Here is a 15154-nt window from a genome sequence, read left to right as displayed (position 1 = left end):
CGTGTGACGGGCCGGGGGCAGGCTAGCGATTCCCAAACATGAATCAACCGTCAGTTGATGGGGGCGTCAGATGAGTCGTGGTCACGCAACAGCCGATCCCTGTCGCGTGGTGTATCTATATCGCTTGTATAGCGGCTATGTTCCACATCATGCCAATAAATCCGCGCCTTATGGCTCTCGATCCAGGCTTTGGGCGCGATGTCGGTGGCTGCGTCATACAGGCCGCGCGCCAGATCGCCTGGCATGATCAACGGATGCCCGCGCGCACCGTCATGGCGCGGGATGATGATATTGTCGGCATGCGCGGCAAATCGGTCGATCAGGGCGGCAATATCCGCGCCCGTCAGCAATGGCTGATCGGCCAGCGCAATCATCACGCCATCACCATCGCGCCGACATGCCGCCAGCCCGACCCGCGCCGACGCGCCTTGCTCGCTCTGCCCGTCAGGATTGGCGACCAGCGTGACGTCCAGACCTTTCATCGCCTGCGCCAAACCCTCATCCTGAGCCCGGCCCACCACCACCACGGGCAGGCCCAGTTCGCAATAGAGCGAGGCGGCATGGCGCACCATCGGTTGGCCGCGCCATGGCAAGAGGCGCTTATCTGCCCCCTCCATCCGCCGCGACCATCCCGCGGCCAGAAGCACGACCTCCAGCCGCATCAGAAACGGATCGCGGTGAACAGCCCCACTTCGTCATAGGTGCCATTGCCGCGGCACATGGCGGCAAGGCTGGCCGCCGTGCTAAAGGCATTGGGCGATGCAATCGTGCTGCACCCGATGACGCCATTGCTGGTGGCCACCGAACCGCCATTGACCGTCTCGCGCTTATAGACCAGCGCCAGATCGACGAATTTGAGCGGCGAGAACTGTAAGCCGCCCATCAACAGATCATCCTTCAGCCCCGGAACGGTGTCACGGTTGGGCTTGATATGGTCATAGCGGGCAAAGGCGCGCCACTGACGCGACAGATTGTAATGGGCAAAGCCCGACCAGCCCATTGCGGTGTCTTCCGACAGGGCGAACAGCGCAGGGTTGACGCCGACATTGTTCCAGTTGCGGGCATAGAAGAACTCGCCCCCAAATCCGATGACCGAGCTTTTGTATCCGGCCATCACGTTGCCGCGTGTGGCGGTGCGGAAAGAGGTGGCGGTGGTGCCGGTGATCGATTCGATGTCATTGCCGCGCTTGCCATAATAGCCGCCCACCGCGCCATAGAACCCATGCCATGTGCCCGAAAAGCGCGCCTCGACATCGATGGATTTGGTGACGCGGGCTTGCCGGTAACCGCTGCCGTTGACCACCGAAATGGCATAGGACAGGCTGGCGTCATCCTTGCGGATAAAGTCGCCCAGAAGATGCACGCCCCAATCGGCCGGATTGCCATAGCCAAGACGCTCCAGCATCGAGCGTTCGACATGGCGCTCATTCTCGGCCTTTTCGGCATAGGCGATCCACGGCATGTCCGCCGCGCCCAATCGAATGGTCAGCGCCGGGTGGAGCTTTACCTCGCCATAGGCGTTGCGGATATACAGGCCCTTGCCCACCAATTGCGTGGCCGAAGAATTCGGGTTCACCGTGCTGGGCTGTCCGGTCACGTTGTCCGCGTCGAGCAGGATGGCCGCCGAAACCTTGTTGCTGAACCGGTGGTCAATGCCCAAAAAGGCACGTTTCAGATTGACGCCCTGACCGCTGGCGGGATTGTTGCCGCCGCCGGTGTGTTGGGTGATATTGGACAGGTTCAGGAATATTTCGCCCGAAACGCTGGTGTTGGCGGCCCATTTGGTGGCCGCCACGGCACGCTGGGTGACGGCAATCGCGCCATTGGCCTTTTCCGCGCTGGCCAAGGCCTGCGTGGCTGTGTCTTGCGCCTGTTGCGCAGTCTGGGCGGTCGCAGCCAGCGTTGGGGGCGATTGCGCAGCATCGGGCGCGGCGGCGGCCATTTGCGGAGCGCCTGCGTTCCCGCCGGTCATTGCGGTCAGCTTCTTTTCCAGCGCGTCGATCTGGGCCTGCATGCGCGCCATTTGCGCCTGTGCCTGTTGCAACTGGGCCTGAAGGGATGGGGTGGCTGCGCTGGGGGCCTTTGTTCCGGCTTGGACGACACCGGGCGCCATGGCGCTCGATGCCAGCAGGGCCAGAGCAAAGGGCTTGAACACATTCATTGAAACATTCCTCGAAGCTGCGCGGGGGGAGCAGCAGTGATCCTGAAACCCTGGCCGATCAGATTGGTTCGGCGCCATGGATTGATCGCATCAGTTTAGGAGCGCCCCGTGCATCAGGATAGATAGATTTTGGCCGCATATTCAAGAAATGGGGCGCGACAGGCGAGGGATGGTTTGAAAATGACGTTTATGTGACAATGTGTCGGTATGATGCCGGCACAATCGATGGGCGGATCGGCATTTTTCGCGGTTTTGGGCAAAATTGCGCGAAAGTGCCGGGGCTTGGATATTGTCACAAAGCTGTCATATGGACCGTTTAGCGCCCCATGTGGGCGAACCTGTGCCCGTTGGTGGAGAATCGCCCATGTTCCGCAAAACCGTGCTGGCGTTCGGCCTTGGGCTGGCGATGATTTCGCCCGCTCGGTCCGAATCGTTCACCGGCGCGGGGGCCAGCTTTCCTGCCTCGCTCTATCAGGCTTGGGCCCGGGAATATGCCGCAACCAGCGGCGATCGGTTGAATTATCAATCGATTGGGTCCGGCGGCGGTGTGCGGCAAGTCATTGCCCATACGGTCGATTTCGGCGCGACGGACAAACCGCTCAAGCCCGAGGAATTGGCGCGCAGCGGTTTGGTGCAATTCCCCGCCGCGATTGGTGGCGTGGTGCCGGTGTTCAATTTGCCGGGCATCGGGCCGGGGCAATTGCGGTTGACGGGGCCATTGCTGGGCGAAATCTTTTTGGGGCGGATCAAGCGCTGGAACGATCCGCGCCTTGCCGCGGTCAATCCGGGTCTGAAACTGCCGCCTTTCCCGATTACGGTGGTGCATCGTGCGGACGGTTCGGGCACGACATTTCTGTTCACCACCTATTTGGCCCAGACCTCGCCCAATTGGGCGCGTATGGTGGGGGCCAGTGATGCGGTCAAATGGCCCGCCGGGATCGGGGGCAAGGGCAATGATGGCGTGGCGGCCTTTGTGCGTCAGACTTATGGCGCGCTGGGCTATGTCGAATATATTTACGCGCGCAAGGGTAAGGTCAGCTACGCGCTGCTTCAGAACGCGGCGGGCCAATTCCCCGCGCCGACGCTGAACAGCTTTGCCGCTGCGGCCACCGCTGCGCCATGGGGGCGGGCTTCGGGAAATTACGTCTTGCTGGTCAACCAACCCGGCGCGCAGGCATGGCCGATTTCGGGCGCGACCTTCATTCTGATGCATCGTGAACAGGAGCGCCCGGAAAAGGCGCGGGCGGTGTTGCGCTTCTTTGACTGGGCCTTTGGCCATGGTGACGCAACGGCAACGCGCCTGTCCTATGTGGCCTTGCCCGCGTCGCTAAAATCCATGGTGCGACAGCAATGGCGCGCCATCGGGGGCGGCAAATGACGAGGCAAACGACCGGCCTTTCGCGCGCGGCGCGTCAGGATGCTTTCTTTCAGGCGCTGTGTTTTTCCGCGGCCATGGTGTTGATGGCGACGCTGGCGGGCTTGTTGATCGCTTTGGTGATCGGGGGCTGGCCGGCGCTGGCGCATTTCGGGCCGAAGTTTTTCATCTCTGCCGCATGGGACCCCGTGGCCGAGGATTATGGTGCCGCCGGGCCGATTGTCGGGACGCTGGTGACCGCCGGGCTGGCCATGGTGATGGCGCTGCCGCTGGCGGTAGGGATTGCGGTCTTTCTGGTTGAATTCTGTCCGGCGGGATTGGCCAAATATGTCGGCATGGCGGTCGAGCTTTTGGCGGGCATTCCCTCGATCGTTTACGGCATGTGGGGCCTGTTCGTGTTGGCGCCGTGGTTTGCGCTGCATGTGCAATTGCCGCTGTTCTATATCGTCGATCCCGACAGTTTCTGGGGCCATCTGTTCGAAGGCATCCCCAATGGGGCCAATATTTTTACCGCCGCGATGATCCTGGCAATCATGGTCTTGCCCTATATCGCGACGGTTTTGCGCGAACTGCTGCTCTCCGTGCCGACCCATGTGCGCGAGGCGGCCTATGGCATGGGCTGCACCCCCTATGAGGTCGTGAGCCGGATCATGCTGCCCTATATTCGGCGCAGCGCGATTGGCGCGGTGATGCTGGGGCTGGGGCGCGCGCTGGGTGAGACGATGGCGGTGACCTTTATCATCGGCAACAGCCACGAATTCCCGCGCAGCCTGTTTGCCAGCGGTTCGACCATTGCATCGACCATCGCCAATGAATTTGCCGAAGCCAGCAGCGACCTGCACGTCTCGGCGCTGATGGCGCTGGGGCTGGTGCTGTTTGTCATCACCTTTGCCGCGCTGGTCGGTGCGCGCATGTTGATTGGTCAGGAGAAGGCGTGATGCGGATCGAGAGGCGCCTTTTCGACCGCCATGCGCGGCGCAAAATGGTCAATTATGCCTTTGTCGGCCTGACCATGGCGGCAACCGGCGTTGCGGTGATCGCGCTGTTGCTGATCCTGTGGTCGCTGGTGGTCAACGGGCTGGGCGGCATCAATCTGGACATTTTCACGATGGATCAACCGCCGCCCGAAGCGCCGGGGGGGCTACGTAATGCCATTCTGGGGTCGGTCGAAATGTGCCTGATTGGCATGGTCATTGCCGTGGTCATCGGCATTCTGGCCGGCACATGGCTGGCCGAATATGGCGAGGGCAAGAAGCTGGCCGAAGTGGTACGGTTTTTGAACGACGTGCTGCTCTCCGCGCCTTCGATCCTGATTGGTCTGTTTGTCTATGAATTGCTGGTGCGGCCGCTGCACGGGTTTTCGGCCGGGGCGGGCGCGGTGGCGCTGGCCTTTGTCGCGACGCCGGTGGTGACGCGCACGACCGAGGACATCCTGCGCCTGCAATCGAACCAGTTGCGCGAGGCAGGCATGGCGATCGGCGCGGGCAAGAGCTATGTCATCCGCGCGATCATCTGGCGCGCATCGCGCCCCGGTCTGGTGACGGGCGCTTTGCTGGGCTTTGCGCGTATTTCGGGGGAGACGGCGCCGCTGCTTTTCACATCTTTGGGCAACCCCGATCTGTCCTTTGCCCTGACCCAGCCGATGGGCGCCTTGCCCACGACGATTTATCAATTCGCGCTGTCGGCTTTTGACGACTGGCGCGCGCTGGCATGGGTGGGGGCGCTGTTGATCGCGATCACCGTTCTTGCCGCCAATATCATCGGACGCGCCTTGACGCGGGGGAGCCACAATTCGTGAATTTCGACGCCAAACAGGCCGACAGCGCCAGCGTGATCGTGCCCCCGCCGATGGAGCAGCGGGTTCTGGACGTGCGCGGTCTGGATTTCTTTTACGGCAAGCATCAGGCGTTGTTCGGGGTCGATTTGCCCGTGGCGCGCAACAAGGTGACGGCGTTGATCGGGCCTTCGGGCTGCGGCAAATCGACGCTGCTGCGAACGCTGAACAAGATCTATGACCTCTATCCCGGCCAGCGGGCAGAAGGACAGATCCTGTTCAACGGCGAGAACCTGTTGGGCGGTGAAGCGGTGCCCGATGCGCCCCCCGCATCGGGCGCGCCGATTCATGGCGATAATGCCCGGCTGCGCGCGCGCATCGGCATGGTGTTTCAGCGGCCCACGCCGTTCCCGATGTCGATCTATGAAAACATCGCTTTTGGCGTGCGCCTGCACCGCAATGTGTCGCGCGCGCAGATGGATGAGATCGTCGAAACCTCGCTGACCCGCGCCGCGCTGTGGGACGAGGTCAAGGACAAGCTGGACAAATCGGGCCTCAGCCTGTCGGGCGGTCAGCAGCAGCGGCTTTGCGTCGCGCGCGGGATCGCGGTGGAGCCGGAAGTGCTGCTGCTGGACGAGCCCGCTTCGGCGCTTGATCCTTTGTCCACGGCCAAGCTGGAGACGGCGCTGATCGAACTCAAGCAGAGCTTCACCATTGTCATCGTCACGCATAACCTGCAGCAGGCGGCGCGGATTTCCGATTACACCGGATTTATGCTGATGGGCAAAATGGTCGAATTCCGGCCTTCGGGCGAGGCTTTTGTGAAGCCCGTGACGGCGGCGATGCGGGATTATGTGACGGGAAGGTATGGGTGAGGTGAAAGATGCGAGGGTCTAGACCCTCGCGCTCCCGTTACTGTCTGCGTTGCGCATAGGGTTCGGCGAATGAGTGTCGGACGCGGCGTTGACATATAAAAGCCTGCAGCGCTTTAAAGCTTAAGCTCTCCGCACCGCAGGCTTTCAAACTCCCTTCACTGCCCTGCCAACCCCATTACCGGGATTGCAAAGGGTCGAGACCCTTTGCCCGCCGGAGGCAAAACCTAAAAATCAAGCCGCCAGCTTCAACTCCAGCCGGTCCCAGATTTCCACCAATGCCCGCGTCAGATCGCGCATCATGGCCTCGGTATGCTGCGGCCCCGGCGTAAAGCGCAGGCGTTCCGTCCCACGCGGTACGGTGGGGAAATTGATCGGCTGCACATAGACGCCATATTCGGCAAGGAGGATGTCGCTGATCTTCTTGGCCTTGACCGGATCACCCACCATCAGCGGAACGATATGCGTGGTGGAATTCATCACCGGCAGCCCGGCCTCGCGCATCATCGCTTTCAGCGATGCGGCGGCGGCCTGCTGGCCATCGCGCTCAACACAGGAAGCCTTGAGATGGCGCACCGAGGCCAGCACGCCCGCCACCAGCACCGGCGAGAGCGAAGTGGTGAAGATGAAGCCGGGCGCATAAGAGCGGATCACGTCGATGATACGCTTGTCCGCCGCGATATAGCCGCCCATCACGCCGAAAGCCTTGCCCAGCGTGCCTTCGATAATGTCGATGCGGTGGGCGGCATTGTCGCGGTCGGTGATGCCGCCGCCGCGCGGGCCGTACATGCCCACGGCGTGAACCTCGTCGATATAGGTCAGCGCGCTGTACTTTTCCGCCAGATCGCAGATTTCATGGATCGGCGAAATGTCGCCATCCATCGAGTAGACGCTTTCAAACGCAATCAACTTGGGCAGGGCGGGATCGGTTTCGGCCAGCAATTCCTCAAGATGTTCAAGGTCATTGTGGCGGAACACCTTCTTTTCCGCGCCCGAATTGCGGATGCCGGCAATCATGCTGGCATGGTTCAATTCGTCGGAAAAGATCACACATCCCGGCAGGATCTTGGCCAGCGTCGAGAGCGTCGCATCATTCGACACATAACCCGAGGTAAAGAGCAGCGCGCCTTCCTTGCCATGCAGGTCGGCCAACTCTTCTTCTAGCTGGATATGGTAATGCGTGTTACCGCCGATGTTGCGCGTTCCGCCCGAACCTGCGCCCACGTCGTGCAGCGCTTCTTCCATCGCGGCGATCACCTTGGGGTGTTGCCCCATCGCCAGATAGTCGTTGCTGCACCACACCGTGATCGGTTTCGGCCCGTTATGCCCGGCAAAACAGCGCGCGTTGGGATAGGCGCCCTTGTTACGCAGGATGTCGATAAACACGCGATACCGCCCTTCGGAATGCAGGCGGTCGATGGCTGCGTCGAAAATCTGGTCGTAGTTCACTGGCTCTTATCCTGAACGGCACCGTTGATCCGGCTTCCGGCTCTCCCCCGATAGAACATATGAGGGGATGCATAAAATGACCAGAGTCAAACACTGTGATAGGGCATTCTGTCCAAAAGTAGTATTCGTCTTTCCCGCAGGGTGATCACTTAGGCGATCAAAACAAGTCCACCCGCATCAATCCGCGCTGGGTCAGTGCAGGCTCCAACCCTTCGATTCCATTGCCGGTGGTGAATAGCGCCAGATCGGGTGAATTGCGTCTGAATTCCTGACCTTGCGTCAAAAAGCGTATGCGCCGCGCGATGCCGTCGGCGCCGTCGATATAGCGCACATCCGGGCCGAAAAACGCGCCCAATTCCTGCGTCAGCAACGGAAAATGGGTACAGGCCAGCACCACCGTATCGATCCTGTCGCCGCCCGGTTGATCGCGCAATCCACCGACGGCGCGCGCAATCAGCCGGGAATCGACGGGTTGCCCGCGCAATTTCGCCTCGGCGGCTTCGACCAGTTCGGGCGCGCCGTGGCGCAGCAGCAATTTGTCGGCGGCAAATTCATGTTCCAACCGATCGACATAGGCCTGCCGGATCGTCGCCTGCGTGCCCAGCAAACCGATCACGCCGGTCTGGGTCATGGCGGCGGCGGGCTTGATCGCGGGCACGGTTCCGACAATCGGCACCTCCAGCACTTCGCGCACGCTGGCCAGGGCAATCGTGCTGGCCGTGTTGCAGGCAATGCAGACAAGGCGCGGGCGCAAGCGTTCGGTCATCCGGCCCAACAGGCCCGACACGCGCGCGGCAATCTGCGCCTCGGTCTTTGTGCCATAGGGCAGGCCCGCATTGTCCGCGACATAGATCACCGGCGCATCGGGCACATGACGGCGCAGCGCGTCCAGTACGGTCAACCCGCCAACGCCGGAATCAAACAGCAATATCGGGCTATCCGGGGTAATGCCGGGGGGGAGAGTCGAGGCCATGACAAAGCCTCTTTGAAACGATTGCGGCAAAAAGGAAAGAGAAGGGGGTTCGACAAAGCCGCCGCTGCGACTAAAGGAGGGTTGGCGCGCCGCTATGTTGCATGGGCGACCTTAAAGATGGCGGCGCATAAAAGGGTGAATGCAATGTCTTTGATGGTGGCCTCGGTGCTGGGCTATGCGCTGGGTTCGGTTCCTTTCGGGCTGTTGTTGACGCGGGCCTTTGGGGCCGGTGATCTGCGCTCGATCGGTTCGGGCAATATCGGGGCGACCAATGTGCTGCGCACCGGGCGTAAAGGTCTGGCGGCGGCCACGCTTTTGCTCGACGGGGGCAAGGGCGCGGCGGCGGTCCTGCTGGCCGCGCATCTGCCCTCGGGTACGTTTGCCGATGGGGCCAGCGGGGCGCAGTGGCTGGCGCTGGCGGGCGGAGCGGGGGCGATGGTGGGCCATTGCTTCCCGGTCTGGTTGAAATTCAAGGGCGGCAAGGGGGTGGCCACCATGCTGGGCGTGGCCTTGGGGCTGGCCTGGCCGGTGGGGCTGATTTGCCTTCTGGCATGGGTTGGCATGTTCAAACTCTCGCGCATTTCCAGCGTCGGCGGGATGAGCGCGGGCGTGGCGGCCCCGCTGGGGGCGCTGGCATTGGGCCATGCGAATATGGTGCCGGTGCTGGCGGCGCTGGCCGCGCTGGTGCTGTATCAACACCGTGAGAACATCGCCCGCCTGCGCGCCGGGACCGAACCGAAAGTGGGCGCGAAAAAGGGATGAGCGGTCAAGCACCGGGTCTGTCGCGTGATGAAGGGCTGGCGCGGATTCGCCTGATCCGGTCGCCAAACATTGGCCCGGTCACCTTTGCCCAGTTGCTGCGCCGGTTTGGCGATGCGCGCTCGGCGATAGACGCCCTGCCCGATCTGGCAGCAAGGGGCGGGGGCAAGGGGCGTTCGGCCTATCGCGCCATCGAACATGGTGTGGTCGAGGCGGAAATCGCCGCTGTCCGGGCCGCTGGTGCGCGCTATATCTTTCACGATTCGCCCGATTATCCCGCGTTGTTGCGACAGGTCGATTCCGCGCCGCCCTTGCTGATTGCGCGTGGGCGGGCCGACCTGTCCCGCGCCGCGCCCGTCGCCATGGTGGGCGCGCGCAATGCCAGCGCGGCGGCCATGCGTCTGGCCCGTGAAATGGCGGGCGCTCTGGCCGAGGCGGGCTATCCGGTGGTGTCGGGCCTTGCGCGCGGCATCGATGCCGCCGCGCATGAAGGCGCGCTGGCCGGGCGCGGCGAGGCCTATGGCAGCGCCAGCACGATTGCCGTCATCGCGGGCGGGATTGATGTCGCCTATCCGCCCGAACATGTCGCCCTGCAAAACCGGATTGCCGAAGAAGGCATGCTCCTGACCGAGGTGCAGCCCGGTGTCGAACCGATCCAGCGCCATTTCCCGGCGCGCAACCGCATCATCGCCGGCATGTGCGCGGGCACAGTCGTGGTTGAGGCGGCGTTCAAATCCGGTTCGCTGATCACCGCGCGTCTGGCCGGGGATTATGGGCGCGAGGTGATGGCGGTTCCCGGATCGCCGCTCGACCCGCGTAGCCATGGATGCAACGAAATGATCCGCGAAGGCGCGGTGCTGATCCAGCGGGCCGAGGATATCATCGAACTGATCGCCAGTTTCGACGGCGTGCCCCGTTCGCATTTCCATGAGGATGACGGCAATATCCTGCCCGATTTCGGGGGGGATGATTTGCGGATCGGCCCCGACAGCGATGAAGATGGCAGTGCGCAGGCCAATGAACGCCTGCTTGCCCTTATCGGCCTGGCCCCGGTCAGCGTGGATGAAATGATCCGCCAATCCGGCATGGATGCGGGCGCGGTGCAAATGGCTCTGATTGAACTGGAATTGGCCGGTGCCATCATCCGTCATGCCGGGGCGCGGATCAGCCGCGCGGTATGAAACCTGCTGCCCCCTTGACGGAGGGGCGCGGTAGCCGCCAACCTCGCGCGTATACGTGAGGGGCTGTGCGGTCATAAGGGTGACCCTTGGGACAGGCGGTCTTCACAAGTCTTTCAATTGGGGGCATGGCCGCATCCACGGCTTTGTTTCTTTTTGGCCCTCGCGGCCGATACGGATAGTACAAGAGAACTCATGCAGCTTGTTATTGTCGAATCCCCGGCCAAGGCGAAAACCATCGAGAAGTATCTCGGCAAGGATTATCGCGTGTTGGCGTCCTATGGCCATATCCGCGATTTGCCGCCCAAGGATGGGTCGGTGCGTCCCGATGAAGATTTCGCGATGGATTGGGAGCTGTATGGCGACAAGCAGGCCCGCGTCCGTGAAATCGCCGAACTTGCCAAACAGGCCGACCGACTGATCCTCGCGACTGACCCTGATCGCGAAGGGGAGGCGATTTCGTGGCATGTGAAGGAACTGCTGGCCAAGAGGCGCGCATTGCCCAAGGAGGTCGAGCGCGTCACGTTCAACGCGATCACCAAGGATGCCGTCACCACGGCGATGAAGCATCCGCGAGAGCTGGATCAGGATCTGATCGATGCCTATCTGGCGCGGCGCGCGCTGGACTATCTGTTCGGCTTTACGCTCTCGCCGGTGTTGTGGCGCAAATTGCCGGGCGCGAAATCGGCGGGCCGTGTGCAATCGGTGGCCTTGCGCCTGATCGTTCAGCGTGAGCGCGAGATCGAACTGTTCAAGCCTGAGGAATATTGGCAGGTCGTGGCACGGATGCTGCATGATGGCTCGCAATTCCCGGCGCGTTTGGTCAAGTTCGAAGGAAAGAAGCTTGAGAAACTGAGCCTTGGCGATGCGGGCACTGCCGAGCGTGCGAAGGCTGCGGTCGAGGCGGGCGCCTTCCGCGTGGAGGAGGTGGAAACCAAACCCGTCCGCCGCAATCCCTATCCGCCTTTCACCACATCGACCCTGCAACAGGAAGCCGCGCGCAAGCTGGGCTTTTCGGCCAGCCATACGATGCGCGTGGCGCAAACCCTGTATGAGGCGGGCGCGATCACCTATATGCGTACCGACGGCGTCCAGATGGACCCCAGCGCCATTTCCGCCGCCCGCCGCGAGATTACCGAGCGCTTCTCCGGCCATTTCTGCCCCGAAAAGCCGCGCCATTACGAGACCAAGGCCAAGAACGCGCAGGAGGCCCACGAAGCCATCCGCCCGACCGAGTTCAGCCGCGACACCTATGGCAGCGGCGATGAGGCGCGCCTCTATGACCTGATCTGGAAACGCGCCTTGGCCAGCCAGATGGCGAGCGCCGCGCTGGAGCGCACCACCGTTACCATGCGCGACGGCACGGGGATGCACGAATTGCGTGCCACGGGTCAGGTCGTGAAATTCCCCGGCTTTATGGCGGTCTATGACGAGAGCCGCGATAACAAGACCGACGACGATGATGATGCAAACCTGCTGCCGCTGATGAACAAGGGCGATATGCCTTTGAAACAAGGCGTGGACGCGACCCAGCATTTCACCCAGCCGCCGCCGCGCTATTCCGAAGCTTCGCTGGTCAAGCGTCTGGAGGAATTGGGCATCGGGCGTCCTTCGACCTATGCGGCCACGTTGCAGGTGCTCAAAGACCGCGCCTATGTGCGCACCGAAAAGAACCGCTTTTTTGCCGAGGAAACCGGGCGTCTGCTCACATCCTTCCTTGAACGCTTCTTTGACCGCTATGTCGCCTATGAATTTACGGCGGGCATGGAGGATGAACTGGACGATGTTTCGGGCGGGCGGGCGCAATGGCGCACGGTGCTCGAAGCGTTCTGGAAGGATTTCAAGCCCAAGTCCGACGAGGTGATGGAGAAGAAGCCTTCGGAAGTGACCGAGGCGCTGGATGAATTCCTCTCCGATTATCTCTTCCCGCCCAAGGAAGACGGCAGCGATCCGCGCAAATGCCCGCAATGCGAGGCGGGGCGCCTGTCGTTGCGTGGCGGCAAATATGGCGCTTTCGTCGCCTGCTCGAACTATCCGGAGTGCAAATTCACCCGCAAGTTCGGTCAGGCAGGCGGCAGCGCTGATGCAGGTGAAGAAGGCGAATTAGGCAAGCACCCGGAAACGGGCGAGCCTATCATGCGCAAGGCGGGTCGTTTTGGCCCCTATATCCAGATGGGCGAGGGCGAGACGCGCAAGATGGCGTCCATACCCAAAGATATTGGCGAGATGACGCTGGACTGGGCGGTCAAGCTTCTGTCCCTGCCGCGCACCATCGGACCGCATCCGGAAAGCGGTGAGCCGATCACCGCCAGCATTGGGCGCTATGGTCCCTATCTGGCGCATAGCGGCAAATATGCGCGCCTGCGCAGCACGGCCGAAGTGTTCGAAACGGGCATGAACCTAGCCGTGACCAAACTGGCCGAGGCAGCGGCAGGCGGCGGACGCAGCCGCAGCGCCCCTGCAGAGCCGTTGAAGGTCTTTGGCACCCATCCCACCACCGGCGGCGAGATCAAGCTTCTGGCGGGGCGCTACGGCGCCTATGTGACCGATGGGACGACCAATGCCACGCTGCCCAAGGCGGTCGAGCAGGACAGCCTGACGCTGGAGCAGGCGATCGTCCTGATCGACGAAAAGGCGGCCAAGGGTCCGGCCAAGGGCAAGAAAAAGGCGCCCGCGAAAAAGGCCGCGCCCAAGAAGGCCGCCGCCAAAAAGGATGATGGTGAGAAGGCTCCGGCCAAGAAGGCACCTGCCAAAAAGCCTGCCGCGAAAAAGGCTGCGCCCAAAAAGGCGGCTGAAAAAGCCTGATCGCAGCATTCACGAAAAGAAAGGGCCGCGCCGGACAATTCCGACGCGGCCCTTTTCTTATGGCTCAATGCCAAACCTATTTCCGGCGATAGACCAGCAGATCGCGCCAGCCTACCTTGGCGAGGCCGAATAACTGGTAATCCTGATTAAGGTGGTGGAACATCAGATTGCGGTTTTTCCAATTGACCGGCAACGATGAAGGCTCTGCGGCCATCACCACAACCTGGGGATGGCGGCGCATTGTGGCCTCGATTTCCTGTGCGGCATCCACGCCCAAGGCATTGGCATCGACCATGCCGTTAAGATGGTTGGGGAAGACATAGCGCGTGACAAAGCACGTGTTGGTCATGTGATAGAGGATGGGATCACCCTCGTTGATATAGGCGCAGCCCTGTCCGGTCGGCGTGGCGGCGGCGCGACGGATCATGTCGGCGGCTTCTTCGACCTGCTCGCTGGTGCCATGGTGGCGAGTGTTGTAAATCGTCACCACGGCGGCGGCCAGAATGCCAAAGCCGATCATGAAATGCGTCAGCCAGCGCAGCGGACGACCGCGACCCAGAGCAGGGGCCGCCAGCGCCATCAGCGGCACCAGCAGCGGCGCAACATAATGGTCATACCACGTGCCAAAGATCAAAAAGCCTGCCACCGCGACAAAGGCCCAGATCCGCAAAAAGCCGTAGGCCGGGCGCGACAGAAAGCGCAGTGCGGGAACCTTTCGCGGCGCCCAGAAAATGGCCAGCCACACCGGAATCAGCGCCATCGTTTCCTTGAACAGGCGGAACAGCGATCCGTCGAAATCCTCGTGCCGGCCAAAGATCGAAAGGAAGTTGGCCTGCGCAAATTCCATGCCGTGGCCCATGGCGATATAGACCGCCCATGCCGCCAGCGTCGGCGCCAGCGCGATGCCCGCCCAGCCGGTTGCCGCCGCCAAAATCTTGCCATGCGACCAGCCCAGTTGGCGCGCACGGACCATCAGCATCAGGCCAAAAGCAACGCCTTCGAACACGACCGTATATTTGATCTGAAGCGAAATGCCGACCACGCCCATGATGGCCAGACCATGCACAAACAGGCGATCGCTGTTTTGTGCGGTCCACACCCGCATCATGCCAAGCCCGGCCAGAGCCATCAGCAGATTGTAGAAAACCGGAGCCTGTCCGCCAAAGCAGAAAAAGGCCGAGAGATACAATTGATAGGCAACGCCGGCCCAGAAAGCCCCCATCGGCGAGGCGATTTCACGCGCCATACGATAGATGACCAGTGAGGTTCCCGCGACACAGGCCAGCGCAACCAGTTGATATTGCAGGATGCCATCGCCACCCAGCAGGCGGATCGCCGCATACAGGATGAACAGCCCAATCGGCTTGCGGTCCCAGATATCGACAAAGGGCACCGCGCCATGCAGCATGCGGTCGCCCACCAGCAGATAGAACTGCTCGTCAATATGGATAACAGGAAAGCCCAACGTGGCGCCGCGGATCAACAAACCCACCGCCAGATAGGCAAAGCCCATCATCAGCAGGTTGATTGCGCGCACCGCTCCCAGACCGGATCGATTGATCCGCCCCGCCGCCCCCTGAAAGGGCGAGCCGGCATTGGGAGCTTCCGACCCGGCTGCACCCCGCAGCCGCGCCGGAAGTTCTGCGATATATTCGACCATCAAACACTCCGTCCGCCTGATCGCCATTCGTAACCGCACAGACCCCCATCTGCACTGCGGTCAGGCGACCAACCCCCGATGTCCAATTCACTACCCAAACAGCATTTTACAGCTTTTCGCAGCTTTTGCGCGATTTGCCACAAACTTT

Annotated in this window: 12 protein-coding genes; 7 read left to right on the top strand and 5 right to left on the bottom strand. The window is 61.8% G+C overall.

Features of this window, described 5'->3' with window-relative positions:
* Window positions 1-50 precede the first annotated feature (50 nt).
* Together AC2S2E_RS17030 and AC2S2E_RS17025 are read right to left on the bottom strand one after the other, a co-directional pair.
* Window positions 51-662 (bottom strand): nucleotidyltransferase family protein, encoded by a 612-nt coding sequence (locus AC2S2E_RS17030; RefSeq protein WP_486523168.1) that lies wholly within the window; start codon window positions 660-662, stop codon window positions 51-53.
* Window positions 662-2161 carry a hypothetical protein gene (locus AC2S2E_RS17025; protein WP_486523167.1) on the bottom strand — a complete coding sequence of 500 codons (1500 nt, stop codon included), beginning with the start codon at window positions 2159-2161 and terminating at the stop codon, window positions 662-664. Before AC2S2E_RS17025 ends, AC2S2E_RS17030 begins: the two co-directional genes overlap by 1 nt.
* A gap of 364 nt (window positions 2162-2525) precedes the next feature.
* On the opposite strand from AC2S2E_RS17025, the gene pstS reads away from it, so the two are divergent.
* Genes pstS through pstB form a run of 4 tightly spaced genes read left to right on the top strand, consistent with a single transcriptional unit; the run spans window position 2526 to window position 6185 of the window.
* A complete protein-coding gene (gene pstS / locus AC2S2E_RS17020) occupies window positions 2526-3539 on the top strand; it encodes a phosphate ABC transporter substrate-binding protein PstS (protein WP_486523166.1) in 1014 nt (337 codons plus the stop codon).
* Window positions 3536-4474 (top strand): phosphate ABC transporter permease subunit PstC, encoded by a 939-nt coding sequence (gene pstC, locus AC2S2E_RS17015; protein ID WP_486523165.1) that lies wholly within the window; start codon window positions 3536-3538, stop codon window positions 4472-4474. The genes pstS and pstC overlap by 4 nt, the downstream gene beginning before the upstream one ends.
* The gene (gene pstA, locus AC2S2E_RS17010; RefSeq protein WP_476104688.1) at window positions 4474-5334 is read left to right on the top strand and encodes a phosphate ABC transporter permease PstA; all 861 of its coding nucleotides are present in this window, start codon (window positions 4474-4476) and stop codon (window positions 5332-5334) included. Before pstC ends, pstA begins: the two co-directional genes overlap by 1 nt.
* Window positions 5335-5384: 50 nt before the next feature.
* Complete coding sequence (pstB, locus tag AC2S2E_RS17005; protein ID WP_486524643.1) at window positions 5385-6185, top strand: phosphate ABC transporter ATP-binding protein PstB; 801 nt, start codon at window positions 5385-5387, stop codon at window positions 6183-6185.
* Window positions 6186-6416: 231 nt separating this feature from the next.
* Here the strand turns inward: pstB and hemA are convergent, their stop codons facing one another.
* Together hemA and murI are read right to left on the bottom strand one after the other, a co-directional pair.
* Window positions 6417-7631, bottom strand: a complete 1215-nt coding sequence (gene hemA / locus AC2S2E_RS17000) for a 5-aminolevulinate synthase (RefSeq protein ID WP_476104689.1) — start codon at window positions 7629-7631, stop codon at window positions 6417-6419.
* A gap of 157 nt (window positions 7632-7788) precedes the next feature.
* Complete coding sequence (murI, locus tag AC2S2E_RS16995) at window positions 7789-8604, bottom strand: glutamate racemase (RefSeq protein ID WP_486523164.1); 816 nt, start codon at window positions 8602-8604, stop codon at window positions 7789-7791.
* A gap of 144 nt (window positions 8605-8748) precedes the next feature.
* On the opposite strand from murI, the gene plsY reads away from it, so the two are divergent.
* From plsY to topA, 3 genes are all read left to right on the top strand, one after another.
* On the top strand, window positions 8749-9366 hold the full coding sequence (gene plsY, locus AC2S2E_RS16990) for a glycerol-3-phosphate 1-O-acyltransferase PlsY (RefSeq protein WP_486523163.1): 618 nt from the start codon (window positions 8749-8751) through the stop codon (window positions 9364-9366).
* Window positions 9363-10544, top strand: a complete 1182-nt coding sequence (dprA, locus tag AC2S2E_RS16985) for a DNA-processing protein DprA (protein ID WP_486523162.1) — start codon at window positions 9363-9365, stop codon at window positions 10542-10544. The genes plsY and dprA overlap by 4 nt, the downstream gene beginning before the upstream one ends.
* A gap of 192 nt (window positions 10545-10736) precedes the next feature.
* Entirely contained in the window at window positions 10737-13346 is a 2610-nt protein-coding gene (topA, locus tag AC2S2E_RS16980) for a type I DNA topoisomerase (RefSeq protein WP_486523161.1), read from the top strand.
* A gap of 76 nt (window positions 13347-13422) precedes the next feature.
* On the opposite strand, the gene AC2S2E_RS16975 is transcribed toward topA, so the two are convergent.
* Complete coding sequence (locus AC2S2E_RS16975) at window positions 13423-15006, bottom strand: ArnT family glycosyltransferase (protein ID WP_486523160.1); 1584 nt, start codon at window positions 15004-15006, stop codon at window positions 13423-13425.
* Between the last annotated feature and the right edge of the window lie 148 nt (window positions 15007-15154).

The organism is Novosphingobium sp. 550D (genome assembly GCF_057401885.1).
Note: the sequence above shows the minus strand (reverse complement) of the source record. Positions and strands in the feature narration are given on the sequence as shown.

Coding starts and splice junctions, on each gene's coding strand:
- AC2S2E_RS17030 (WP_486523168.1), bottom strand. CDS start 662: ATGCGGCTGGAGGTCGTGCTTCTGGCCGCGGGATGGTCGCGGCGGATG.
- AC2S2E_RS16975 (WP_486523160.1), bottom strand. CDS start 15,006: ATGGTCGAATATATCGCAGAACTTCCGGCGCGGCTGCGGGGTGCAGCC.
- pstA (WP_476104688.1), top strand. CDS start 4,474: ATGCGGATCGAGAGGCGCCTTTTCGACCGCCATGCGCGGCGCAAAATG.
- murI (WP_486523164.1), bottom strand. CDS start 8,604: ATGGCCTCGACTCTCCCCCCCGGCATTACCCCGGATAGCCCGATATTG.
- pstC (WP_486523165.1), top strand. CDS start 3,536: ATGACGAGGCAAACGACCGGCCTTTCGCGCGCGGCGCGTCAGGATGCT.
- plsY (WP_486523163.1), top strand. CDS start 8,749: ATGTCTTTGATGGTGGCCTCGGTGCTGGGCTATGCGCTGGGTTCGGTT.
- pstS (WP_486523166.1), top strand. CDS start 2,526: ATGTTCCGCAAAACCGTGCTGGCGTTCGGCCTTGGGCTGGCGATGATT.
- pstB (WP_486524643.1), top strand. CDS start 5,385: ATGGAGCAGCGGGTTCTGGACGTGCGCGGTCTGGATTTCTTTTACGGC.
- AC2S2E_RS17025 (WP_486523167.1), bottom strand. CDS start 2,161: ATGAATGTGTTCAAGCCCTTTGCTCTGGCCCTGCTGGCATCGAGCGCC.
- topA (WP_486523161.1), top strand. CDS start 10,737: ATGCAGCTTGTTATTGTCGAATCCCCGGCCAAGGCGAAAACCATCGAG.
- dprA (WP_486523162.1), top strand. CDS start 9,363: ATGAGCGGTCAAGCACCGGGTCTGTCGCGTGATGAAGGGCTGGCGCGG.